We start from the raw sequence: 23325 nt of genomic DNA on the forward strand, positions 1-23325 counted from the left end.
TTGGGGGGTCAGCGCGGGGACTGTGCCTTGGTGGTGCCGGACCAGTGCACGGGCAGCGTGGGGTTGCCCGCCGAGGAGCCTCCGTCCACGCGGAGCACGGCGCCGGTGGTCCAGGCGGCGTCGGGTGAGGCGAGGTGGTACACGGCAGCCGCGACGTCGGCGGGCTGTCCGACGCGGCCGAGCGGGTTGGCGGACACGGCGGCGGCGTACTCGTCGGTGATCGGGTTGACGTCCTGGCTGCTGCCGGCCACGAAGCCGGGCGACACGGCGTTGACCCGGATCCCGTGCGCGCCCAGCTCGACGGCGCAGGACCGGGTGAGCATCTCCAGCGCCGCCTTCGACGTGCAGTAGTGCGCGGCGCCGGGGCGGGCACGGATGGCCGCTCCGGAGGCGAGGTTCACCACGGCGGCCGGGCGCCCGCGCGCCAGGCGGGCGAGGGCCACGGTGGTGAGCATCGGCGCCCGGGTGTTGACGGCGAGCACGTGGTCCCACATCGGCGCGGTCATCTCGATCAGCGGCGTGGCCGGCCAGATGCCGGCGGCGTTGACCAGCACATCGACCGGGCCGTTGCGCTGCCATGCCCGGTCCACGACCTCGCCGGCCGACGGGACGCTCAGGTCGGCCTCGATCGCGTCGACGGCCACGTCGTGCGCGGCGGCCACCGCGTCCAGGCGCTCGCGCAGGACCGGGTACCGGGCGTCCACGCCGGTGATCCGGTCGCCGGCGGCGGCGAACCGTTCGGCGATGGCGCCGCCGAGGCCACCGGCCGCGCCCGTGACCAGGACGTGCCGGGTCACCAGCGTCCCTCCTTGATAGAACGTTCCAGCCAGGACACGGCCACCGGCAGCACCGCCTCGTCCACGTCGAACAGCGGCGAGTGCGGCGGCCCGGGGGTGTCCGAGCCGACGATCGCGTAGCCGGCCAGGCCGCCGGCGCGCTGCACCTCGTCCATCAGCAGGCTGGCGTCGTCGCTGGCGCCGAGCGGGTGGGTGGGCCTGACCTCGGCGAGGCCCTCGGCGGCGGCCGTCAGCGCGGTGGCCACGGCCGGGTCGGTCACGGCGGCGGTGGCCCGGCCGGTGACGGTCAGCTCGACGCCGGCCTCGTACATGTCCCCGGCGGCGCGGACCACCACCTCGGCGCGGCGGGCCAGCTCGGCGGCCACGCCGGCGGTGTCGGCCCGGGTCTCGTAGCTCAGCTCGGCCTCGCCGGCGATCACGTTCGGGGCCACGCCGGCGACCAGGCGGCCGACGTTGACCCTGGTCACGGCGCCGGCGAAGGGTGGAAGCGCGTGCAGGTTGAGCGCCGCGGTGGCCGCCGCGAGCAGCGCGTTGCGGCCCTGCTCGGGGGCCTTGGCCGCGTGCGCCTGCCGGCCGGTGAAGCGGGCCAGGTGCTTGGACGTGGCGATCAGCTCGGTGGCGGCCGGCGCGAGCAGCCCGCTGGGCAGCCCGAACGCGAGGTGCACCGCGAGCAGGACGTCGACGTCCGCGCACGCCCCCGCCGCCACCATCGGCGCGGCGCCGCGCACCCCCTCCTCGGCGGGCTGGAACAGCAGCCGGACGCTGCCGGGGAAGTCGCCTGACGAGAGCGCCGCGGCCAGCGCCAGCCCGATCGCCACGTGCCCGTCGTGCCCGCACGCGTGCATCACGCCCGGGTGGCGGGAGGCGAAGCCGCCGGCGCCGGGCCGGTGGTCGGCGCCGTCCGGCTCGGTGATCGGCAGCGCGTCGAGGTCGAACCGCAGCGCGACCCGCCGGCCCGGCCGGTTCCCGTCGAGGTCGGCGATGACGGCGGTGTGGCCGCCGGCCAGCCGCGCCACGGTGTCCGGTGCCACCCCTTCGGCCCGCGCCCGCTCGGCGGCGTGGTCGAGCACGGACGTTGCCGGCAGCCCCGGCAGGCCGGCCGCGTCGATCACGTCCCGGCCGGAGCGCACCGACCAGCCCAGCGCGCGCACGGCGGCCTCCACCCTGGCGGCGGTGCGGATCTCGGTGAAGCCCAGCTCGGGGTGGGCGTGCAGGTCGCGCCGCACGGCCACCACGTCGGTCGGGTCGTCGGGCCAGGGGTGGGTCATTCCGGCAGGTCCGGGCCTCGGGTGGCGAACTCGGCGCGCGCGGACGCGAACAGCTCCGGGTCGGCCAGCAGGTCGGCACCGGCGCAGGCCAGCGCGACGGCCATCCGCAGCATGGCCCGCTGCGCGCGGGGCTGGGCGACCGCCTCGGCCATGGCCAGCGAATGGCTCGGCGTGCCCCTGTCCATCACCTGCAGGTACGGGTGGATGGCGGGGAGCACGAGGCTGACGTTACCGATGTCCGAGGATCCGGTGCCACCCCGCAGCGGCGGCTGCTCGACCGCAACGCCCTGCCGGCGCAGGTGGCCGGCGACCAGACCGGCGATCACGTGGTTGTTCTTGCGCTCGGCATAGCGGACTCCCCTGGCGATCGTCACGGTGGTGCCGGTGGCGCCCGCTGCCCCGGCGGCGATCGCCTCCACCCGGTCGACCAGCTCGTCCACCACCTCGCCAGTCAGCGCCCTGACCATGAACTCCGCCCTGGTGTACGCCGGCACGATGTTGGGCGCCTCGCCGCCGTGCGTGATCACCCCGTGCAGCCGGGAGGTCTCCGGGACGAACTGGCGCAGCGCGTCGACCCCGACGAAGAACTGGATCATCGCCGCCAGCGCGCTGCGGCCCTCGTGCGCGCTGGCCGCCGCGTGCGCGGCCACGCCGTGGAACTCGATCTCCAGCCGGCGGGTGGCGGTGGCGTGCCGGATCGGCATGGTGGTGTCGCCGGGATGGAACATCAGCGCGGCGTCGACGTCGTCGAACACGCCGGCCTCCAGCAGCAGCACCTTGCCGCCCGCGCCCTCCTCCCCCGGGGTGCCGATGCACGACACCGTGCCCGGCAGCTCGGGCGCGGCCCGGCGCAGGGCCAGCGCCGCGCCCACCCCGCCGGCCGCGATCAGGTTGTGCCCGCAGCCGTGGCCGACGCCGGGCAGCGCGTCGTACTCGCACAGGAACGCGAGCACCGGCGACCCGGAGCCGGCGCGGGCACGGAACGCGGTCCGCAGCCCGCCGACGCCCTCCTCCACCGCGAAGTCCGCGCCCAGCAGCCCGGCGAGCCGGCTGGCCGCGTACTTCTCCTCCAGCGCCAGCTCGGGATGGGCGTGCAGATCGAGGCTCAGCTCGGTCAGGGTCTCGGACAGTGCGCTGATCTCGTCCGCGATCCGTTCGTGGACCTCGGCGCCGGCGCCAGACACGCGTGGGGACCTCCTCTTGACTACAGGACGTGATGCAACAGGCGCTGTGCGTTCCCGCCCAGGATCTTCGCGATGTCGGTGTCGGTCCAGCCGCGGCGCACCAGCCAGGCCGCGGCGTTGCGCGGCGCCTCCGCCGGGTTCTCCATGCCGGCCACGTACGCGGGCACCGGCGTCCCCTCGCGCCCGGGCACCGGCAGCGGCGCCCACCCCGCGGCCGCGTACAGCCCGCTGTGGTCGCCGAAGAAGCTGTCCGGCCCGAGGCCGACATGATCGACGCCCACCAGCGAGGCGATGTACTCCACGTGCGCCATGACCGCGTCCAGGTCGTGCTCGGCGCGGCCGTCCACCCGGGTCGACCCCGGCGAGGCCGACACCCCGATCACGCCGCCGCCGGCGGCCACCGCCCGCAGCACGTCGTCCGGCTTCATCCGGGGGCTCGGCCAGCACGCCCTGGCGCCGGCGTGGCTGATCATCACAGGAGCAGTGCTCGCCTCGGCGGCCAGGATGGCGGTGCGGTCGCCGACGTGGGCGAGGTCGACGAGCATCCCGAGCCGGTTCATCAGCGCGACCGCGTCGCGGCCGAGTCCGCTGAGCCCGTCGTCGACGGACTGGCCCAGCCCGCCGCCGAGCGGGTTGCCGGCGTTGTAGGTCAGCCCGGCCGCGCGGAACCCGGCGGCGTGCAGCTCCTCGATGCCGCCCAGGTCGGTGCCGATGCTGCCCAGGTCCTCCAGCGCCAGCAGCACGCTGGGCCCGGCGTCGGCGCTGTCTGCCTCGGCGCGCATCCCGGCGGCCCAGCGCAGCAGCCGTTGCTGGTCGGGCTCGGCCAGCGCGCTGGCCAGCACCACGTCCAGGCCCGAGCGGCGAAGCCCGGCGTGGCCGAGGCGGTCGGTGCCCTGCTCGTGGTGCCGGGCCCAGGTCTGGGCGGTCAGCGGGTCGGGCAGCCGCACCGGGTGGTCGTGCAGCGACACCACGGTCCCCGCCAGCAGCCGCTGCACCCGTTCGAGCTGGCCGGACGTCAGCTCCAGCGGATATGGCGGCAGCCGGTCGACGTCGCTGGCGAGCGTGATCATGCGTCCACGTCCGCGTTCCTGGTCTCGGGCATGAAGTAGAAGAACAGGCCGGTGACCACGGCGGTGACGCTGACGTAGAGCGGCACCGCCCAGAGGTTGTTGCGGGAGCCGAAGAACTGCATCACGCTCGGCGCGGTGCCGCCGAAGAGCGCGTTCGAGATCGCGTACGGCAGCGCGATGCCGATCGTGCGGACCCTGGGCGGGAACAGCTCCGCGAAAACCGTCGCCAGGTTCGAGTGGTTCAGCGACAGGAACGCCATGCCGACCAGCGAGACCAGCAGCACGCTGCCGAAGCCGCCGGTCATCAGCGTCAGCAGCGGGAACGGCAGGATCACGAACGCGACCGCGTAGACCAGCATCGTCGGCCGGCGCCCGTAGCGGTCGGAGAGCATCGCCGCGAACGGCAACAGCACCACGAAGAACGCCAGCGCGATCGTGTTGGCCAACTGGGCGTCCGCCTTGTCCGCCTTGACGGTCAGCACCGCGTAGGTGGGCAGGTAGGTCAGCCACATGTAGGTGATCACGGACCCGGCGATGGAGATGCCGAACACGAACCAGGCCCCGCGCCGGTGCCCGGCGGCCATCGCGCCCAGCGGCTTCTCCGCGCGCTGCCCGGACTCGGCCAGCCGCACGAACGCCTCCGGCTCGGCCAGCCGGCGCCTGATGTAGAGCCCGACCAGTCCGATCACCGCGCCCAGCGCGAACGGCACCCGCCAGCCCCACGAGGACATCGCGGCGTCGTCGAGCAGCCGGGTGAGCACGGTGGCGCTCAGCGAGGCGCACAGGATGCCCAGCACGACCGACACCTGCTGGAACGACCCGGCGAACGCGCGGCGCCCCGGCCTGGCCCACTCCACCAGGAACGACGCCGAGGTGCCGAACTCGCCGCCGGTGGAGAACCCCTGCAGCAGCCGGCCGACGATCAGGATCGCGGCGGCCAGCCAGCCCACCGAGCCGTGCGTCGGGGCCACCGCGATCAGCAGGCTGCCGGCGGCCATCAGCAGGATCGTGAGCGTCATGCCGTGCCGGCGGCCGTGCCGGTCCGCGTAGCTGCCGAGCACCGCCGCGCCGACCGGGCGCATGAAGAAGCTGATCGCGAACACCAGCAGCGTGGACAGCGTGGCGGACGCACCGCCGCCGGGGAAGAACTGGGCGGCGAAGTACGGCGCGAAGAACCCGTACACCGACCAGTCGAACCATTCGACGAAGTTGCCGATGGTCCCGCCGGCGAGCGCGCGGGCGGTGCCGCCGGCGTCGCGGGTTCGGGCTGAGGTCACCGACAGATAATCGGAGCCGCATCCGTGAACGAGCAACTCTGACGCTCGAAATGCAAGGATCAGTCGCTGCTACCGCCCTGTCATGAAAGATACTGGCCAGATGGACGAAGTCGATCTCCGCGTGGTGGCCGCCCTGGTGGCCCATCCGCGCGCCAGTTGGCCGGCGATCGGCAGGGCCGTCAACGCCTCGGAGGCCACCGTCTCCCGGCGCGCCGGCCGGATCCTGGCCTCGCGGCGCATCCACATCACCGCCACCCTCGACGTGCTGGCCACCGGCCGAGGCGTGCCGGCCTTCGTACGGGTCCGCTGCTCGCCCGGCAGGTCCGTGGCGGTGGCCAACGCGCTCACCCGCTGGCCGAGCGTGCGGTTCGTCTCGCTGGTCTCCGGCGCGGCGGACTGCCTGGTCGAACTGGTCGCCACCGACCGCAACGACCTGCTGGAGCTCACCCTGCTGCGGCTGCCGGAGCTCGACGGCGTCACCGGCAGCAGCTCGGAGGTGGTGCTGCGCCGGTTCGCCACCGGGGTGGGCTGGGACCCCGGCATCCTGGCGCCCGACGCGGTGGCCGCCCTGCGCGCCGACCGGATCGACCGCTGGGACCGCCCCCATCCCAGCGCGCCCGCCCCGGCCCTGACCGAGGTCGACGAGGCGCTGGCCGCCGCGCTGGCCGAGGACGGCAGGGCGCGCTGGCGCGACCTCGCGGCCCGGGCCGGCATCATCGAGAGCACCGCCCGGCGCCGGGTGGAGAACCTGTGCCGGCACGGCGCGCTGCGGCTGCGCACCGTCGTCGAGCCGGAGACCCTGGGCCTACCGGTGACCGCGTTCCTCTGGCTGCGGGTCGACCCCCGGCGGGTGGACGCGGTGGCCGACGAGCTGAGCCGCCGCCCGGAGGTGCTGCTGCTGTGCGCGACGGCCGGGGAGCACACCATGTGCGGCGAGGTGGCCGTCGCGGCGTACTCCGACCTGCACCGCTTCCTGACCGACACGCTCGGCGGGATCGCCGGGATCCGGGACGTGGACGTGACGCTGGGCCTGCGCACCCTCAAGCGCGCGTCCATCGTCAGGCCGTGGTTCCCGCCCGAGGGTTGACGTTCGGCCCACTCGGCTCACTCGTCGAACACGGTGACGGGACTGCGGCACACCCAGCACAGGCGCATGGTGATCGCCTCGGACGGCAGTGCGCGTTCGTCCCCCGGTTCGAGCAGGAACCCGTGCGTGGTCGTGACGTTCTCGCCGCCGGTGGCCTCGTAGCACGCTCGGCAGGCGCCGCTGCGGCACCGCGTGCAGCGGTACCCCCTGCCGGCCCGGATCAGCTCGTCGGCGCCCTCCGCGAACTCCGCGGTGTGCCACGGGTGGTCGCAGTCCGGATCGTCACACCCCGACTCCACGCGCCGGCAGGGCAGGATCGGGTAACCGCAGCGCGCGCAGTGGGTCGTCGACGGGGTCGGCTCCGGCAGGGGCGTGCGCTCGGGAATCTCGATCAGCGAGCCGTCGGCCTCGTCGAAGATCATGATCATGTCCCGGCCGAGGTTGCGCCCCAGGGTCTCCACGATCACGTAGTGGCCCTCGAGGCGAACGTCGCGCCCACGCAGGTACTCCAGCGCGACCGCCTCGCTCCTGACCCAGGACACCTCGTAGACCTGCCCGTTGTCCTTCCTGTCCACGACGATGCCGCTGCCCTCGACGGTGTCGGCGTACTGACGCCACTGTCCGTACGCCTGGGTGCCGGGCTGGTACGCGCGCTGCTTGGGTCGCCACCACCGCATGGCGACAAGTGTGGAGCACGGCGGCCGGGAACGGTCCCGGACGAGCTACGAGACGGCTTCCAGCGGTAGGTCGTTGCCGCGCCAGGTGGCCGCCAGCTCCCGCACCGGCAGGTTGAGCGCCTCGCCGAGGCAGATGATCGTGCCGAACCCGGGCGAGGGCAGCCGCCCGGTCTCGATCTTGCGCAGGGTCTCCGGCGAGATGCCGGCCGCGTGCGCGACCTCCGCCAGGTCGCGTCCGGCTCGCGCGCGGCGCAGCAGGGCGCCGAGGCGCCTGCCGGCTTCGATCTGCTCGGGCGTGAGCGGTTGGCGGACCATGCCCCCAGGATATGGCTGGTATTTCTATACCGGCAAGTGTTAGCGTGTCGGTATAGAAATACCAACATCCTGTGACGCGAGGTATCCGTGATCGAGCTGAAGACGCCCGCCGAGATCCAGCGCATGCACGTGGCCGGGCGTTTCGTCGCCGAGGCGCTCTCCGAGGTGGGTCGGCTCGCCGATGTGGGCGTCAACCTGCTGGACCTGGAGCACCACGTGCGCGGCATGATCAAACGGCGCGGCGCGGAGTCGTGCTACTGGGACTACGCGCCCTCCTTCGGCAAGGGCCCGTTCCGGAACGTCATCTGCCTGTCGGTCAACGACGCCGTCCTGCACGGCCTGCCCCACGACTACACGCTGCGCGACGGCGACGTGCTCAGCGCGGACCTCGCGGTCAGCATCGACGGCTGGGCCGCCGACTCGGCGCGCACGGTCGTCGTCGGCACCGCCGCCGAGGAGGACCTGCGGATCATCCGCGCCACCGAGGAGGCGTTGGAGGCGGCGATCGAGGTGGCGCGCCCCGGCAACCGCCTCGGCGACATCTCGGCGGCGATCTGGGCGGTGGCCCGCGACTACGGCTATCCGGTCAACACCGAGTTCGGTGGTCACGGCATCGGCCGCACCATGCACGAGCAGCTCCACATCCCCAACAAGGGCCGGGCGGGCCGAGGCCTGAAGCTGCGGCCGGGGTTGACCCTCGCGCTCGAACCCTGGTTCGCCCGCACCACCGACCAGATCGTCTTCGACCCCGACGGCTGGACCATCCGGTCGGCCGACGGCTCGCGCACGGCCCACTCCGAGCACACCGTGGCGGTCACTGAGGACGGGCCCCTGGTGCTCACCCGGCGTGAACCATCTTCAGGGCCATGAGGGTGATCAGGACGCTGGAGGCCACGGCGGTCACGAGCCGGCCGCGCGGGCCGGTGAGCGTCCGGCCGAGCGCCGCGCCGCCCCCCGCCAGCAGCAGCTGCCAGCTCGCCGAGGCGGCGACGACGGCGAGCACGTACGCGGCCTCCTCGTCGGCCGAGGCGCCCTGGGCCTGCCGGCCGAGCACCAGCGCGACGAAGTAGACCGCGGGCCACGGGTTGAGCACGGTCAGGCCCAGGTAGGTCAGGTAGGCGCGGGCCGGCCGGATGGGCGTGTCGGCCTTCCCCCGGCTCCTCGGGGCCGTCACCGCGATGCGAACCGCCATGGCGACGAGGACGGCTGCGGCGACCACCCGGAGAGTCCCCGCGTACGGCTGGAGCGCGCCGGCGAGCGCGGCGCCGCCCAGCACCGCCGCGACCGCGTACAGCGCGTCCGCGGATGCCGCGCCCATGGCAGCCGCCGCGCCGGTGCGAAACGACGTCCGCGCGGTCATGTCCACCATGAGCACGGCGACGGCGCCGACGGGCACGGCCACCCCGTACCCGGCCCAGAGCCCGGCGACTATCGAGTCCGTCATGCCCCCAGCGTCGGCGCGGACAATCGTTCGCGTCCATCGAATGTTTCCGCGCGGTACCGTGTTGACTGGCCACATGATTGACCGGAGGCTCCAGACACTCCGTGTGCTCCACGCCTGGGGCACCGTGACCGCCGCCGCCGAGGCGCTGCACCTCACCCCGTCGACGGTCTCGCAGCAGCTGCGCCAGCTCGCCGCGGAGCTGAACGTCACCCTGCTCGAGCCTGAAGGACGCCGGGTACGGCTCACCCCCGCGGCGCTCGCCCTGATCCGGCATGCCCATTCGCTGTCCGTCCAGTGGGAACGGGCCGAGGCCGACCTGGCGACCTACCGCGAGGGCGTGGCGGGACGGCTGCGGGTCACCGCCGTGTCCACGGTGCTCACCGCGATCGCGGCGCCCGCGCTGGCGCGGCTGCGAGCCTCGCACCCGCACCTGGAGTGCGAGCTCGGCGAGGATCCGGATGCCGATCGGTACCGGCTGCTGCTGACCGGGCGGGCCGACATCGCCGTGGTCATCCCGGCCCCGGACGCGCCGCCGCCCGACGACCCGAGGTACGAGCGGCACCCGCTGCTCGAGGAGCCGCAGGACCTGCTCGTCCCGTCCGGCCACCCGCTGGCGTCCGGTGGGTCCGCGCACCTCACCGACGCCGCCGACGAGACCTGGGTGCGCGCGGGCGACCCCCGGGACCAGCACCGGCTGCTGCTCGGCGCGTGCGCGACCGCCGGCTTCACCCCGCGCCTGGCGCACGGCGCCGTCGACTGGTTCGCGGTGGCCGCCCTGGTGGCCTACGGCTACGGCGTCGCCCTGGTGCCCCGGCTCGCGCCGCTGCCGGGTGAGCTCGGCGTGGTCCGGGTGCCGTTGCACGGACCGGCGGCTCCGGTGCGGCGGCTGGTGACCTGCGTGCGGCGCGGCAGCGCGGAGCAGCCGCCCATCGCCCACGGCCTGGCCGCGCTGCGCGAGGCCGCCGCGGCATGGGAGCGCGGGAGGACGTGACCGGTCAGGTCGGGGAGTGTGTGGTGATTCCGGCGATCAGTGCGTTGATCACGTGCCGGAGCGCGTCGGGGTCGAGCCGGCGTTCCGGTTCGAGCAGCCACTGGACCATCAGCCCGTCCGCGAATGCGATGAAGATCGACGCGATCGTGTCGCCGCACGCTCGGTCCGCGCCGATGCCGGCGTCGATCCCGGCGGCGATGCCGGTGCGGAGCTCGTCGTAGAGCCTGGCGAGCTGTTCGCGGGCCTGCGGCGAGCGCTGCGCGTGGGCGAACGCCTCGACGACGCCGACCACCAGCGCCCGCTCGGACTCGAAGATCTCGTAGAGGTGCTCCACCTCGGCCAGCAGGTTGGACCGGGGGTCGGTCGCGGCCCGGGCGGCGAGGGAGCGTTGGAACCCCCTGATCCAGCGGCGGCCGCACTCCGCGACCGCCTCGCCGAGCAGCCCGTCCATCGAGCCGAAGTGATAGCGGATCGCGCCGAGGCTGACCTCCGCCGACCCGGCCACGTCGCGCGCCGTGGTGCCACCGTAGCCGCGCTCGCGCAGGCACACGATCGCCGCCTCCAGCAGAGCCTCGCGATTGCCCATGAAACTCCTTGCACAAATGTCTTAAGACAAACGTATCATCCCGGTATGAGTGCCAACGTCGACACCAGCGGACCGCACGGCGTGGCGGCCCGTCGAGCGCGCGGGCCACGCGGCCGTGACCTTCCGAGATACTGGGCGGGGATGGCGCGCGACCCCCTGGCCTGCTACGCGGACCTGCGCCGGGACTACGGGGACGTCGTCCGCATCCCCTTCACCCCTCGGCGGACGTTCTACCTGCTCGGCCGGCCCGAGCACGCCGAGCACGTCCTCGTCGCCCACCAGGACCGCTACGCCAAGGCGTTCACCTACCGGGCGCTGAAGACGTTCATCGGCGACGGCCTGCTCACCAGCGAAGGCGACACCTGGCGGCGGCATCGCCGGTTGGTGCAACCCGTGTTCAGCCGCCGCCACGTGCAGGCCTTCGCGCCGACCATGGTCGCCTCGGCCACCGCGCGGGCGGCGACCTGGGCGCGCCGCGAGTCGATCGACATCGCGACCGAGATGCGCACGCTGACCATGGACGTCGTCGGCAGGGTCCTGTTCGGCACCGACCTCGCCTCGGGCGCCGAACGCATCGGTGGCTCGGTGACCCGGCTGCAGGAGTCCGCGCTGGTCGCGACGCTGTTCCCCACGCGGGCGCGGTCGCTGGTCCCCGGCCTCGCGGCCGCGTCGGACACGCTGGACGACCTCGTCGGCACCGTGGTCGAGCGGCGCATCGCCAACCCGCACGACACCCCGAGCGACCTGCTGGACCTGCTGCTCGCCTCCACCGGCGACGGGCCGCCGCTGACCGCCCGGGAGGTCCGCGACGAGGTCAGCACGCTGGTGCTGGCCGGCCACGAGACCACCGCGAGCACCCTGGCCTGGACGTTCGCCCTGCTGTCCCGGTTCCCCGCCGCCCGCGAGCGGCTGCACGCCGAGGTCGACGAGGTACTCGCCGGGCGCGACCCTCGGGCCGGCGACGTCGACAGGCTCGGTTGGACGAACGCGGTCATCTCGGAGGCGATGCGGCTCTACCCACCCGCGTGGACCATCGAGCGCGACGCCGTCGAGGCCGACGTCATCACCGGTGTCGACATACCGGCGGGATCGACAGTGGTCGTCTCCCCCTACCTGCTGCACCGCGACCCGGAGTTCTGGCCGAACCCGGAAGGGTTCGACCCCGCCCGGTTCCTGCCCGGCCACACCGGCGACCGGCCCAGGTGCTCCTACCTGCCCTTCGGCGGCGGTCGGCGGATCTGCGTCGGAGCGAGCTTCGCCCAGCTCGAAGCGGCCCTGATACTCGCCACGGTGGCCAGCCGCTACCGGCTCGACCTCGCCCCCGGCGCCCGGGTGCGGGCCCGCGCCGGCGTCACCCTGCACCCCCGTGGCGCCATCCCGATGACGGTCACCGCCCGGGCCGGATGACCGGTCAGGCTCCGGCCGCCCCGCTCTAGGCGACCGGGCGGATCCGGCCGCCGGTCCGGTCCCGGATCGCGGCTTCCAACCGGTCGCGGGCCTCGGTCTGGGCGGCGATCCGCTCGTTGAGGACGGCCAGCCGCTCCCGCGCGACCCGCAGGCCCACGTCCGAGGGCGGGGCGGCCGCGATGTCGCCGTCCAGGCAGGGCAGGAACACCCGTACGTCGTCGACGGTGAGCCCGGCGGCCAGCAGGTAGCGGATGTTGCGGACCCGTACCCTCGCGCGCTCGTCGTAGACGCGGTAGCCGTTCGCGGCCCGCCGCGAGGAGATCAGCCCGGCCTGCTCGTAGTGCCGCAACGCCCGCGCGGTCGTCCCGCTCGCCGCGGCCAGCTCGCCGATCCTCACCCGCGCCACCTCTCGCCTCACGCCACGACCGCCCCGCCGTCCACCGGGAGCACCACGCCGGTGACGAACGACGCGGTAGGTGCGGCGAGTTGGACGATCGCCCAGGCTACCTCCTCGGGACGGCCGATCCGGCCCAGCGGGGTGTGCGCCAGCTGCCACTCCCGCACCGCGGCCAGGCGCTCGGGCGTCAGGCCCTGGTGCTCGCCGATGGGGGTCTCGATCGCTCCGGGCGCCACCGCGGCCGCCCGGATGCCCCGGGGCGCCAGCTCCACCGCCCAAGCTCGGGTGAGCGCCTCCAGCGCGGTCTTGGTCGCCGCGTAGACCGAGTTGCCGGGCCAGCCCCGCTGTCCCACCGAGGTGCTGACGTTGACGATCACCCCGCGCGAACTCTCCAGCGCCGGCAGCGCGGCCTGGGCGAGGTGGATGGGCGCGACCAGGTTGGTGGCGAGCTGTGCCGCGATCGCCTCCGCCGTCAGCGTCCCCAGGGCACCGCTCCGGACGATGCCGGCGTTGTTGACCAGGACGTCGAGCCGTCCGTGTGCCTCCAGCACCGCCCGGACGATCCGCTCGGGTTCGCCCTCGGCGGTGACATCGGCGGCCAGCGGGGTGATCCGCTCGTGGCCGGCGGCGGTCCGGCGGAGCGGCTCGGCCCGCCGCCCGACCGCGACCACGTGGGCGCCCTGGGCGTGGAAGGCGCGGGCGGTGGCCTCGCCGATCCCGGTGCCGGCGCCGGTGATGACGACGACCCTTGTGTTCGTGCTGTCCATGCGGCCAGCGTGGAACCCTGCCGTCAATGGCAAGGTCCAGGAACTGTGGCCCGCTTCATGCGAGGAGCGCCCCGAACCCGGGCTCGTCGGGTGAGCGCCGGGTCAGCTCGGTGGCAGCGTGCCCAGGATCAGTGCGAGCACGATCAGGATTCCCACCACGATCACGACAGCACGAACGAACTTCTCACGCCGGCGGGCGCGCCGCGCCATGACCCTCCACCCCCGAAGACCGACCCAGCAACACGACCTCGGTGCCCCTCAACTCCGGACCGTACCCGCCGACGGCGGCCGTCGTCACGATCACCAGGCGTCGGGGCTCACGCCCTGCATGACCGGCTGGAAGGTGCCCACCTGGACCGACTTGAGGGACAGCTCCGGGTAGCCCACCGGCTTGCCGTCCGGGCCGATCAGGGTGACCACCACCGGGCCGGCCGCGCCGGGCACCGTCAGCTTGGTGGTGGTGGCCACGAACACGTCGCTGCTGGACTTGGGGCCGGCCACCAGCTTGACGCCGGCGAACGCGCTCTGGCCGGGCTGCAGCGTGGTCGGGGTGGCCGCGCCGGGCTGGTTCACCTGCTGCACGGGCACCGGTACCGGGCTGTTGTTCGCGGCCAGAAAGCTCAGTTGGGGCCAGCCGTTGAGGCTCAGCGGCGCGTTGCCCTTGTTGGTGACCGCGAGGATCTCCGAACCCGGCTGCTGCTGATGGGTCAGCTCCGCGCCGACCGGCACACCGCCCGGCGCCGCCCATGCCGTCGAGGACCCGGCCAGCACGAGCCCGACCGCGGCCGCGACCGCTCCCAGGACCCGGTTCATCCCCCACCGCCGTGCCGTCCTGAACCGACGCCCCTCAGTCCGCATAAGCCGCTCCACACCCGCCCATCTGGTTGCCATCCGTCGGGCGCCCGGCGCGCCCAACCCGGTCAACGAATCACTCGTTTGGTGGATACGGGCCGATGGCCAGCGTCTCGATCATCTCGAGCTCCCTGTCGATCTTCGCGGCGGCCGCGCGGGGGTCGGGTGACGGGGTCCGCGCGCGCTGGTGTTCGAGGTGCGCCAGCAGGGTCTGGTCGCCCACCGGGCGGGCGGCGAAGGCGATCGCGATCGCGGCGTTCTGCATGACGCACCAGCCCGGCCGGAGCCTGGCGTCCATCGCGTCCTCGCGGCCGTCGGTGTCGCGCACCAGCAGGCGCAGGAACTCGCCGCGCCGCTCGACGATGCGCAGGTGGGCGAGGCCCGGCTCGTAGCGGGGGGCGGAGCTCTCCAGGTCGGAGACGACCCGCCACACGGCGTCGAAGGGGGCGGCGATGCGGCGGCGCCGAACGGCGCATCCGGGCAACGCCGCCGCGAGGATGGCGAGTCGGTCGATCGGGTCGATGTCGGGGAGCACCACGGGGTCGTTCACGATTCCCACACCTCCCGGAACGCGGCCCTGGCGCGATGCAGCCGCGACTTGACGGTTCCTGTCGGTATCCCCAGCGTGGTGGCGATCTCCTGTTCGCTGAGGCCTTCCCGGGTGCGCAGGACCAGCACGACGCGCTGGGAGACCGGCAGGCGCGCCAGGGCGTCGTCGATGTCCACCAGGCCCTCGGGGGACGAGGCGTGGCGGACCAGGTCCGTCTGGTCCGTGGCGACCTCCAGGTCGTGCCGGCGGGCGAGCCGTATCGCCGTGCGGACCGTCACCGACCGCACCCACGTCATGATCGCCTCGGGGGCGCGCAGCGAGGGCAGCGCCTGGAAGACGGCGAGCAAGGCCTCCTGCGTCGCGTCGTCGGCCGCCGCCGGGGCGATCCGCGCGCACAGCCGGCGGACATACGGGGCCAGCTCGTCGAGCAGCCGGTCCAACGCGAGCGCGTCTCCCCGCTGGGCGGCCGTGACGTTCTCCGGGTCCACGTGAGAAAAGTAGGCCGGAACCTCCCGGAGGTTCCCCGCCACCTTCTCGTGGAGAGCACGGCAACACGAAAGGGGCAAGTTCTGTGACACAAGACCTGGTCATCGTCGGCGCGGGGGTCACCGGGCTGACCGCGGCCATCGAGGCGGCCGAACACGGCCGGCGGGTGACGGTCGTCGAGGCACACTCGCGGCCGGGTGGGCGGGCGCGCTCGCTGCCGGAGCCGTTCCGGGCCAACCTCGGTCCGCACGCCGTCTACGTGGACGGGCCGTGGTGGGCGTGGCTGGCCAGCCGGGGGCTCACGCCTCCGGTCGTGGCGGCGCCGAGCGGTGGCAGCCTGGTCAGGACAGAGGGCCGGCTGCGCCCGTGGCCGGCCGAGCTGGGCCGGGCCGCCGCCGCGCTGTCCGCCGAGGCGCCGGTGGACGAGCCGTTCCGCGGCTGGCTGCTCCGCCACGTCGACGCGAGCACGGCCGAGGCCATCGTCGGGCTGACGTTCATCTTCACCTTCGACCACGACCCCGGGCGGCTGTCGGCCGCGTTCGTCCACCAGCGCCTCCGCCGCGCGCTCGCCGGCGGGGCGCGGTACGTGACCGGCGGGTGGTCCACGCTGGTCGACCTCCTGGCCGAGCGGGCCACCGACCTCGGAGTGCGGATCGACACCGGGACGCGGGTGTCCGCCGTGCCCGCCGGGCCCGCGATCCTGGCCACCAGCCTGGCCACGGCCCGCCAGCTGACCGGCGACCGGGAGCTGACCTGGCCCGGCGCCCGGGTGGTCACCATCGACCTGGGTCTGGAGGCCGACGGCGGACCGGACTGGTTCCGGGTGCTGGACCTGGACGACCGGATCTACGCCGCCCGCTACAGCCTCGCCGACCCGTCCCTGGCCCCGCCCGGGCAGGAGCTCGTCCAGATCGCCGCCGCCTGCGCCCCCGCCGAACGGAAGGCCGACGCCGAACACCGGGTGGAACGCCTGCTCGACCAGTCCTGGCCCGGCTGGCGCGAGCGCGTGCGGTGGCACCGGAGCGCGCTGCGCACCGACTGCACCGGGGCGCTGGACCTACCCGGGACGACGTGGCACGACCGGCCGGCAGTCGGCCGAGGCGACACCCTCGCGGTGGCCACCGACCAGTCCGCCGCGCCGGGGCTGCTCGCCGAGGTCGCGATCGCCGCCGCGCACCGCGCCCTCGAACGGCTCGGCGTGGTGTCGCGGGATCAGTTGGCGGGCCGCTCGTAGCGGACCTCGCCGCCGACCACCGTCGCCAGGACCTGGATGTCCGCGATCGCCTCCGGCTCGACCGCGAGCGGGTCGTCGGACAGCACCGCCAGGTCGGCGAGCTTGCCGGCGGCCAGGGTTCCCTTGAGGTGCTCCTCGTGCACGGCGTACGCGGAGCCGTGGGTGTACGCCCGCAGCGCGTCCGCCGCGCTGACCCGCTCGGCGGGTGCCAGCTCGCGGCCCGACGCGGTCCGCCGGTTGACCATGTCGTGGATGCCCAGCAGCGGCGCGCCGGAGGCGACCGGTGCGTCGCTGCTGCCGGGCAGCACCATGCCGGCGTCGAGCAGGCTCCGCATCCGGTAGCACAGCTCGCTGCGCTGCGGGCCCAGCGCGTCCGCCATGCCGTCGCCGATCTCGGTGATGAACCGGCCCTGCGGCACCGCGACCACGCCCAGGCGGGCGGCGCGCGCGATCTGCTCGTCGCTGGCCACCGCGAAGTGCTCGATGCGGTGCCGGGCGTTCGGCCTTGGCAGCGCGCGCTGGGCCTCGTCGTAGACGTCGAGCACGGCGTCCACGGCGGCGTCGCCGATGGCGTGCGCGGCCACCTGCCAGCCCGCCCGGTGCGCGCCGATCATCACCGCGCGCATCTGCTCGTGGGTGAACAGCAGGAAGCCGCTGTTGTCCCGCTCGCCGTGGTAGCAGCACTTGAGGGCGGCGGAGCGGCCGATCAGGGAGCCGTCGGTGAGGATCTTCATCGGCCCGATGCGCAGCCACTCGTCGCCGAACCCGCTGCGCAGGCCCAGGTCCACGCCGCGAAGCTCCGGCTCGGACGCGAACTCGTGCAGCGTGGTCGCGTAGGGCATCACCGTCATGCGGATGCCCAGCGCGCCGGACTCGCGGGCGCGGTGGAACGCGTGCAGGTCCAGTGGGCTGTTGCCGATGCCGTCGATGGCGCCGATGCCGGGCTCGGTGACGCTGGTCAGGCCCTCGGACAGGCCGACGCGCGAGGCCTCGGCGAGGTTCGCCTCGATCTCGTCCAGGCCCAGCGGCTCGAACGCGGTGGTCACCAGCGGCATGGCCTTCTCCTGCAGCAGGCCCACCGCCCGGCCCTCGGCGTCGCGCGCCACGTGCCCGCCGTCGACGTCCGGCACGCCCCGGCGGTCGGCGTACCCGGCGCGGGCGAAGGCCGCCGTGTTGGCCACGCCCATGTGCCCGGAGACGTGCTCGATCCAGATCGGGCGCCTGCCCGTCGCCTCGTCCAGCCGTGCCGCGTCCGGATGCTGGCCGATCTTGTTCTGGTCGTAGCCGGCGGCGAAGATCCACGCGTCCGGCGGCGTCTCCCTGGCGGCCGCCGCCACGGCGTCGTAGAGCGCCGCGAGCGTGCCGACCCGGTCCGAGCGCAGGTCCAGCCCGCGCAGCCGGCGCCCGCGCAGGCTCAGGTGGTGATGCGCGTCGTTGAACCCCGGCACCACGTGCGCGCCGCCGAGGTCGACGGTCCGGTCCGAGGCGACCCCGTCCAGCTCGTCGTCGAACCCGACGATCCGCCCGTGCAGCACCCCGATGCGCGCCGCCGTGGGGCGACGCTCGTCGAGGGTCCGGAACCGGCCGCCTTCGAAGATCGTGTCGACGCGCATACCGGCACGCTACGGAACCGCGCGGGGCGTCCGCGACTACCTGAAGTGGCGGCTCACCATGCCGAGACAGCATGCTGCCCCGGTGAACCTTCACCGCCTGCGATGCTTCCTCGCGGTGGTCGACACCGGCACCGTGACGGCGGCCGCGCGCCGGTTGCGGATCGCCCAGCCCGCGCTGAGCCGCCAGGTGCACGCGCTGGAGCGGGAGGTCGGGCTGCAGCTGTTCACCCGCCACCACAACAAGCTGCGGCTGACCCCGGCCGGCGTCGAGTTCGCCCGCATGGTCCGGCACCTGATCGTGCTCTCCGACGACGTGCACGCCGCGGCGGGCGGGCTGGCCAGCGGCGCCGTGCGGCGGCTGGTGGTGGCCGCGACCCCGACCACGATCACCGGCCTGATCGCCCCGTTCGTCGCCACGCTCGGCGCCGCCGACCCGCTGCTGCTGACCCGTCCCGCCGGGCACCTGGAGCTGTACGACGCGCTGCGCGGCGGTGTCGACGCGATCGTCTCCCCCGCCTCGCCCGAGGCCGGGTTCGCCCGTCACCGGCTCGGCGCCGTGGCGCTGCGCGCGTTCGTGTCCCCCGACCACCCCTGGGCGCGGGAGCGCCGCGCCGCCGTCGGGCTTGCCGAGTTGACCGGGCAGCCGCTGATCCTGCCGTCCGACGCGACGACCAGCCGGCGGGTGCTGGACACCGCCGTCGCCCGGTGCGGGCTGGCCTACGACGCGGTCGAGGAGTGCGACGACGGAAACACCGTGCAGGCCAACGCGGCGGCCGGCCGGGGCGTCGCCGTGCTCACCGACCCGCCGCGCTTCGGCACCTACCCGGTCTCGGTCCGCGAGGACTCCGACGACCCGGGCAGCGAGCTGACGGTGCACCTGCACGCGGCGTGGCGGCCGCAGCACTACGCCTCGTCGCTGATCGAGGACCTGGTGCGCCGGCTCGGGCGGTTCCTGGGCTCGCCGGAGCACCTGCGCCCGCACGCCCGCCACGAGCACCCGGGTGCATGCCGGGACGGCATGGAGAACCTCGCGGAGAGGTATTGGCCGGCATCGGAGCCGCGAGCTTAGTCTCCCGCGCACCGCCTCCAACGCCCCTCCAACGCCCCTCCAACGCCGGAGAGACGCCCATGACGCAGCCCGAGACCGAGCCGGTCCGCCCCTCGGAGAAGCAGATCGGCCGGATCGCGGCCGCCGCGTACATCGGAACGGCGCTGGAGTGGTACGACTTCTTCCTGTTCGGGACCACCGCCGCGCTGGTGTTCGCGCCGCTGTTCTTCCCCGGCGACGACCCGGTGCTCTCGACGCTGTCGGCGTTCCTGAGCTTCGCCGTCGGGTTCGTGGCCCGCCCGGTCGGCGCGGTCATCTTCGGGCACATCGGCGACCGGTACGGCCGGCGGGTGGCGCTGGTCGCCACCATCGCGCTGATGGGCGGTGCCACCGCGCTGATCGGCGTGCTCCCCGGCTACGCCAGCGCCGGGGTGATCGCACCGGTGCTGCTGACGATCCTGCGCGCGGTGCAGGGCGCGGCCACCGGGGGCGAATGGGGCGGCGCGACCCTGCTGGCGATCGAGTACGCGGCACCGGAGCGGCGCGGGTTCTACGCCGCGATCGTGCAGCAGGGCTCGCCGACCGGGACCCTGCTCTCCACCGGCGCCGTCGCGCTGGTGAGCCTGCTGCCCCGCTCGGAGTTCCTGTCCTGGGGTTGGCGGCTGCCCTACCTGGCGTCGATCGTGCTGGTGGCGGTGGCGCTGTGGCTGCGGTGGCGGGTCGAGGAGACGCCGACGTTCCGGGCGCTGGCGGCGCGCCAGGAGGTGGAGCGGGCGCCGGTGCTGGAGCTGTTCAGGCGCGCGCCGGGGCGGCTGGTCATCGGGATCGCCGCGTACCTGGTCAACAACGCCGGGTTCTTCATCATCACCACCTTCATGATCAGTTACGCGACCCGGGTGCGGGAGCTGCCCTCCAGCGTGATCCTCAACGCGCTCACCGTCGGCGCGCTGGGGCAGATGGTCGGCCTGGTCGTCTCCGGCAAGCTCGCCGATCGGTACGGCTCGCCCCGGACGGTGATCCTGGGCTCGGTGTTCAGCGTGGTGTTCGCCTATCCGTTGTTCGTCGTCGTGGACAGCGGGAGCACGTGGTTGATCCTGGTCGGATACGCCCTCACGTTCGGGCTGGGCACCATCGCCTACGGGCCGGTCGGGCACCTGCTCTCCCAGTTGTTCCCGCCCCGGTTGCACTACAGCGGCCTGGCGCTGTCCGCGAACCTGTCCGGCGTGATCGCCGGGTTCATGCCCGCGCTGGCGACCTGGATGCTCACCCGCTCCGGGAACGCCTCCTGGGGGCCGGCGTCGCTGTACGCGCTCATCGCGGTCATTTCTCTGGTCGGCTCGATAGTGGCCGCCCGGATCGTCAGGTCGAGCGCGTGATCTTCTCGACGCTGTAGCCGGTGGTGCGGATGCCGAATGCCACGACACCGGCGGAGATCAGCGCCATGACACATGCGATGCCGATGAACGTCGCGGACGGACCCCACGCCGACAGCGCGGCCACCAGGTAGAACGGACTGAGCGCGGCCGACAGCCGCCCCAGCGAGAAGATCCAGCCGCAGGCGGACGCGCGAATGTTGGTGGGGAACTGCTCGAACGTGTAGGCGTTCAACGCGTTGGACAGCACGTTCGAGACGAGCGTGTAGGTGAAGCCCGCGACGACGATACCGACCGAGCTTGTCGACAACCCGAAGGACGCCCCGAGCGCGCCCATGACCGCGATCGACACGGCGACGATCCATTTGCGCTCGAAGCGGTCCAACAGCGGGATGGACAGCAGGCTTCCCAGCGGATAACCGAGGAAGGTCAGGGATACGAACAGCAGGGTGCCGGTCGTGGCGAAGCCTCGGGACTCCAGCGAGAGAGCGGCGAGGGTGCCGAAACCGCTCCAGCCGATGACGACCACACCCCACGAGGCGCTGAGGAGCAGAAAACGTCGGCGAAACGGCGGCCGGACGACCGATTTCAGATCCGCGCGAGCGGGAGCCGGTACCGAGGGCGCGTCCGTTTGTACGGGCGGCCGGCCCTGAGCCACCCGCGCCTGTCGTTCGAAGTCGGCGACGATGCGATCCGCCTCGTCGATCCGGCCCACCGACGCCAGCCACCGGGGCGATTCGGGAAGCCCCCGGCGCATCAGCGCCGCCGCCACCGCGCCGAGCGCCCCCAGCGCGAAAACCCACCGCCACCCGGCGACCCCGAGCGGGCTCGCCGGCGCCAGCGTGAAGGACAGAAATCCCACGACGGGAGCGGCGGTATAGGCGACGGTGAACGCGATCGCGGTGAGCCGGCCCCGTTGCTTCGGCGGCAGGAGGTCGACGAAGAACGCGCTGACCACCGGGATCTCGCCGCCCATTCCGACGCCCGCGAGGAACCGGGCGATGACCAGGACCGTCTCGTTCGGCGAGAACGCCGCGACCAGGGTGAACACCGAATAGGTAGCGACGGTCACCATGAACGCGTTGCGCCGGCCGATCCGGTCCGCGAGCGGGGCCACCAGCGCCGCCCCGAGAAACGCCCCGATCAGCGAGGACGCCAATATCAGCGACAGCGCCGGCCCGGCCACCTTGAACTCCGCCTTGAGCGTGGTCGAGAGAATTCCGGTGAGGAAGACCTCGTACAGCTCGAAGAATGTCCCGGCGGCCAGCACGAGGATGATTTTGTAATGGAAGGAGCTGACCGGTAAGGCATCGAGACGCTGGCCGATGCCCCGCGCCGCGGCGGTGAAGGTGTCCATGGAGCGATCAATCTCCTCTTCGACGAAAGTCACTCAACTCACCGCGAAACTGCGGGCGTTCAAAAAGTAGCGACACATTAGATCACGAAGTTTGGGCTGTCAAGAACCGTGCGCGCTCTGCGCGCAGCCGATCACGGAAATGATCCACCCGTGCGCGCAGAGCGCGCAGTCCGCCACTCGCGGTTGCCAGGGCGGTCGGGCTCTGCTTATAGTCGGCCGCCTCAATCGAAATCGAGGAGGGCGCATCTTGGGCGTCGACGTACGAACCGAGGGGCGGATTGGCTGGATTCAGCTCAACCGCCCGGAGAAGCTGAATGCTCTGAATGCCCAGATGTTTGCCGACTTCCGTCAGGCGCTCGACGACCTCGAAGCCGACCAGACCGTGCGCTGCATTATCGTCCACGGCGCCGGGCGTGCTTTCTGCGTCGGGTTCGACGTGGACTCGCAGCGTTCCACCGATGAGGACGCCCGGCTGTCGGCGTACGACGACTGGGTGGGTCTTCGCAAGAACCTCGACCCATTGGCTGGCGGTGTGGCGGTGCACGAAACCGGTCATCGCCGCCGTGCACGGCTACTGCATGGGCCTGGCCACCCAGTTGGCGGTCTGTTGTGACATCACCGTCATCGCCGAGGACGCCGTCGTCGGGTGGCCCTCGCTGCCGCTGGGCGGCGGCCTGCTCTCGCCGATGAGCTGCTGGTTGATCGGGCCGAAGAAGGCGAAGGAACTGTCGTACATCGCCGGCAGCCGCATGTCCGGAACCGAGGCGCACGAGCTGGGCTGGGCCAACCACGCGGTTCCGGCCGCCGACGTGCTGACCCGGGCGGAAAAAATTGCCCGGCAGATCGCCCGCACCCCGCCCGACCTGTTGCGGATCAAAAAGGCGGCGCTCAACCGCATGATGGACCTGTCCGGATTCACCGAGGTCGCACTGGCCGGCGCCGAGTTCGACGCCATCGCGCACGACAGCCCGGGAATGATGTCGATTACCGCGAAGATCGACGAACTGGGCCTGAAGGGCGCCATGGCGTGGTTCGACAGCCAGGGTGATGACGATGACTGACGTCGGCCAGGTTTCCGGGGACCTGTTCTGGGACGACCTTCGGGTCGGCATGCGCGCGACCAGCCCCGGTCGAACGATCACCGAGTCGGACGTCATGACGTTCGCCGGGCTGAGCGGCGATTTCAACCAACTGCACGTCGACGCGGTGTTCGCCGCGGAACAGGGTTTCGGCGGAAATCGTCTCGTGTACGGGATCCTGGGGGTGGCGATCGCGAGCGGACTGCACACCCGGACCTGGTTGGGAACCGGGACCCAGCGAAACAGCGTCGCGTTGCTGGAGCTTCAGTGGAACTTTGCGGGTCCGATCTTCATCAATGACACAGTCACGCTGACGGTCAGCGTCGTCGACCTGCGGCCAACCTCTGACGGCCGTCGTGGAATTGTCAAGTTCGAGCGTCTTCTCACCAACCACGACGGCCTGGTCGTCCAACGAGGGACTACCGTGGGAATGATGAAACGCAAGCCCGGCGAATCGGGCTCCTGA

The 23325-nt window shown here is 73.0% G+C and carries 26 protein-coding genes; 10 read left to right on the forward strand and 16 right to left on the reverse strand.

Features of this window, described 5'->3' with window-relative positions; translation table 11 throughout:
• Positions 1–8: 8 nt before the first annotated feature.
• From N912_RS50000 to N912_RS0107095, 5 genes are read right to left on the reverse strand one after another with little or no spacing between them, the layout of a single operon-like run.
• On the reverse strand, positions 9–797 hold the full coding sequence (locus tag N912_RS50000; protein ID WP_037062928.1) for an SDR family NAD(P)-dependent oxidoreductase: 789 nt from the start codon (positions 795–797) through the stop codon (positions 9–11).
• Positions 794–2065, reverse strand: coding sequence for an amidohydrolase (locus N912_RS0107080; protein ID WP_028921903.1), 1272 nt, complete (start codon positions 2063–2065; stop codon positions 794–796). Before N912_RS0107080 ends, N912_RS50000 begins: the two co-directional genes overlap by 4 nt.
• Positions 2062–3249: an amidohydrolase gene (locus N912_RS50005; protein ID WP_037062931.1), complete on the reverse strand. Its 1188-nt coding sequence runs from the start codon at positions 3247–3249 to the stop codon at positions 2062–2064. Before N912_RS50005 ends, N912_RS0107080 begins: the two co-directional genes overlap by 4 nt.
• A gap of 20 nt (positions 3250–3269) precedes the next feature.
• Positions 3270–4319, reverse strand: coding sequence for a dipeptidase (locus N912_RS50010; RefSeq protein WP_051579771.1), 1050 nt, complete (start codon positions 4317–4319; stop codon positions 3270–3272).
• Positions 4316–5596, reverse strand: a complete 1281-nt coding sequence (locus N912_RS0107095; RefSeq protein WP_051579772.1) for an MFS transporter — start codon at positions 5594–5596, stop codon at positions 4316–4318. The genes N912_RS50010 and N912_RS0107095 overlap by 4 nt, the downstream gene beginning before the upstream one ends.
• Positions 5597–5696: 100 nt before the next feature.
• Here N912_RS0107095 and N912_RS50015 point away from each other — a divergent pair, with 100 nt between their 5' ends.
• Entirely contained in the window at positions 5697–6683 is a 987-nt protein-coding gene (locus tag N912_RS50015) for an Lrp/AsnC family transcriptional regulator (protein ID WP_169747823.1), read from the forward strand.
• Between the two features lie 17 nt (positions 6684–6700).
• Here N912_RS50015 and N912_RS0107105 read toward each other — a convergent pair whose 3' ends face one another.
• Together N912_RS0107105 and N912_RS0107110 are read right to left on the reverse strand one after the other, a co-directional pair.
• A complete protein-coding gene (locus tag N912_RS0107105) occupies positions 6701–7360 on the reverse strand; it encodes a hypothetical protein (RefSeq protein ID WP_028921905.1) in 660 nt (219 codons plus the stop codon).
• A gap of 45 nt (positions 7361–7405) precedes the next feature.
• Entirely contained in the window at positions 7406–7675 is a 270-nt protein-coding gene (locus tag N912_RS0107110; RefSeq protein ID WP_028921906.1) for a helix-turn-helix domain-containing protein, read from the reverse strand.
• Between the two features lie 87 nt (positions 7676–7762).
• On the opposite strand from N912_RS0107110, the gene map reads away from it, so the two are divergent.
• Positions 7763–8545: a type I methionyl aminopeptidase gene (gene map, locus N912_RS0107115; protein WP_028921907.1), complete on the forward strand. Its 783-nt coding sequence runs from the start codon at positions 7763–7765 to the stop codon at positions 8543–8545.
• On the opposite strand, the gene N912_RS0107120 is transcribed toward map, so the two are convergent.
• Positions 8514–9119, reverse strand: coding sequence for a LysE family transporter (locus tag N912_RS0107120; protein WP_028921908.1), 606 nt, complete (start codon positions 9117–9119; stop codon positions 8514–8516). The two genes, map and N912_RS0107120, sit on opposite strands and share 32 nt — an antisense overlap.
• Before the next feature lie 73 nt (positions 9120–9192).
• Here N912_RS0107120 and N912_RS0107125 point away from each other — a divergent pair, with 73 nt between their 5' ends.
• Positions 9193–10110, forward strand: a complete 918-nt coding sequence (locus tag N912_RS0107125) for a LysR family transcriptional regulator (RefSeq protein ID WP_028921909.1) — start codon at positions 9193–9195, stop codon at positions 10108–10110.
• 4 nt (positions 10111–10114) lie between these two features.
• Here N912_RS0107125 and N912_RS60005 read toward each other — a convergent pair whose 3' ends face one another.
• Positions 10115–10696, reverse strand: a complete 582-nt coding sequence (locus N912_RS60005; protein ID WP_051579774.1) for a TetR/AcrR family transcriptional regulator — start codon at positions 10694–10696, stop codon at positions 10115–10117.
• A gap of 141 nt (positions 10697–10837) precedes the next feature.
• Between N912_RS60005 and N912_RS0107135 the strand changes: the two genes are divergently transcribed.
• On the forward strand, positions 10838–12103 hold the full coding sequence (locus N912_RS0107135) for a cytochrome P450 (RefSeq protein ID WP_051579775.1): 1266 nt from the start codon (positions 10838–10840) through the stop codon (positions 12101–12103).
• A 25-nt stretch (positions 12104–12128) separates the two neighbouring features.
• Here N912_RS0107135 and N912_RS0107140 read toward each other — a convergent pair whose 3' ends face one another.
• The 5 genes from N912_RS0107140 to N912_RS0107165 form a co-directional block, all read right to left on the reverse strand.
• Positions 12129–12500, reverse strand: coding sequence for a MerR family transcriptional regulator (locus N912_RS0107140; protein WP_028921911.1), 372 nt, complete (start codon positions 12498–12500; stop codon positions 12129–12131).
• A 17-nt stretch (positions 12501–12517) separates the two neighbouring features.
• A complete protein-coding gene (locus N912_RS0107145) occupies positions 12518–13267 on the reverse strand; it encodes an SDR family NAD(P)-dependent oxidoreductase (RefSeq protein ID WP_028921912.1) in 750 nt (249 codons plus the stop codon).
• Between the two features lie 300 nt (positions 13268–13567).
• The gene (locus tag N912_RS50025) at positions 13568–14080 is read right to left on the reverse strand and encodes a DUF4232 domain-containing protein (protein ID WP_051579776.1); all 513 of its coding nucleotides are present in this window, start codon (positions 14078–14080) and stop codon (positions 13568–13570) included.
• A gap of 115 nt (positions 14081–14195) precedes the next feature.
• Entirely contained in the window at positions 14196–14669 is a 474-nt protein-coding gene (locus tag N912_RS0107160; protein ID WP_028921913.1) for a hypothetical protein, read from the reverse strand.
• Positions 14666–15157, reverse strand: coding sequence for an RNA polymerase sigma factor (locus N912_RS0107165; protein WP_028921914.1), 492 nt, complete (start codon positions 15155–15157; stop codon positions 14666–14668). The genes N912_RS0107160 and N912_RS0107165 overlap by 4 nt, the downstream gene beginning before the upstream one ends.
• Positions 15158–15240: 83 nt before the next feature.
• Here N912_RS0107165 and N912_RS50030 point away from each other — a divergent pair, with 83 nt between their 5' ends.
• Positions 15241–16389 carry a phytoene desaturase family protein gene (locus N912_RS50030; protein ID WP_037062937.1) on the forward strand — a complete coding sequence of 383 codons (1149 nt, stop codon included), beginning with the start codon at positions 15241–15243 and terminating at the stop codon, positions 16387–16389.
• Here the strand turns inward: N912_RS50030 and N912_RS0107175 are convergent.
• Positions 16368–18002 (reverse strand): amidohydrolase, encoded by a 1635-nt coding sequence (locus N912_RS0107175; RefSeq protein ID WP_028921915.1) that lies wholly within the window; start codon positions 18000–18002, stop codon positions 16368–16370. The two genes, N912_RS50030 and N912_RS0107175, sit on opposite strands and share 22 nt — an antisense overlap.
• 82 nt (positions 18003–18084) lie before the next feature.
• Between N912_RS0107175 and N912_RS50035 the strand changes: the two genes are divergently transcribed.
• Together N912_RS50035 and N912_RS0107185 are read left to right on the forward strand one after the other, a co-directional pair.
• Positions 18085–19071: a LysR family transcriptional regulator gene (locus N912_RS50035; RefSeq protein ID WP_169747824.1), complete on the forward strand. Its 987-nt coding sequence runs from the start codon at positions 18085–18087 to the stop codon at positions 19069–19071.
• Between the two features lie 59 nt (positions 19072–19130).
• Positions 19131–20426, forward strand: a complete 1296-nt coding sequence (locus tag N912_RS0107185; RefSeq protein ID WP_028921916.1) for an MFS transporter — start codon at positions 19131–19133, stop codon at positions 20424–20426.
• On the opposite strand, the gene N912_RS0107190 is transcribed toward N912_RS0107185, so the two are convergent.
• Entirely contained in the window at positions 20410–21813 is a 1404-nt protein-coding gene (locus N912_RS0107190; protein ID WP_156993223.1) for an MFS transporter, read from the reverse strand. The two genes, N912_RS0107185 and N912_RS0107190, sit on opposite strands and share 17 nt — an antisense overlap.
• 214 nt (positions 21814–22027) lie before the next feature.
• On the opposite strand from N912_RS0107190, the gene N912_RS66420 reads away from it, so the two are divergent.
• Genes N912_RS66420 through N912_RS0107200 form a run of 3 tightly spaced genes read left to right on the forward strand, consistent with a single transcriptional unit; the run spans position 22028 to position 23325 of the window.
• The gene (locus N912_RS66420; protein ID WP_169747825.1) at positions 22028–22393 is read left to right on the forward strand and encodes an enoyl-CoA hydratase/isomerase family protein; all 366 of its coding nucleotides are present in this window, start codon (positions 22028–22030) and stop codon (positions 22391–22393) included.
• The gene (locus N912_RS66425) at positions 22344–22841 is read left to right on the forward strand and encodes an enoyl-CoA hydratase-related protein (RefSeq protein ID WP_281176242.1); all 498 of its coding nucleotides are present in this window, start codon (positions 22344–22346) and stop codon (positions 22839–22841) included. Before N912_RS66420 ends, N912_RS66425 begins: the two co-directional genes overlap by 50 nt.
• Positions 22834–23325, forward strand: a complete 492-nt coding sequence (locus tag N912_RS0107200) for a MaoC family dehydratase (protein WP_037063715.1) — start codon at positions 22834–22836, stop codon at positions 23323–23325. Before N912_RS66425 ends, N912_RS0107200 begins: the two co-directional genes overlap by 8 nt.

The sequence above is a fragment of the Actinospineispora acaciae DSM 45401 genome, from assembly GCF_000620785.1.
GTDB lineage: Bacteria > Actinomycetota > Actinomycetes > Mycobacteriales > Pseudonocardiaceae > Pseudonocardia > Pseudonocardia acaciae.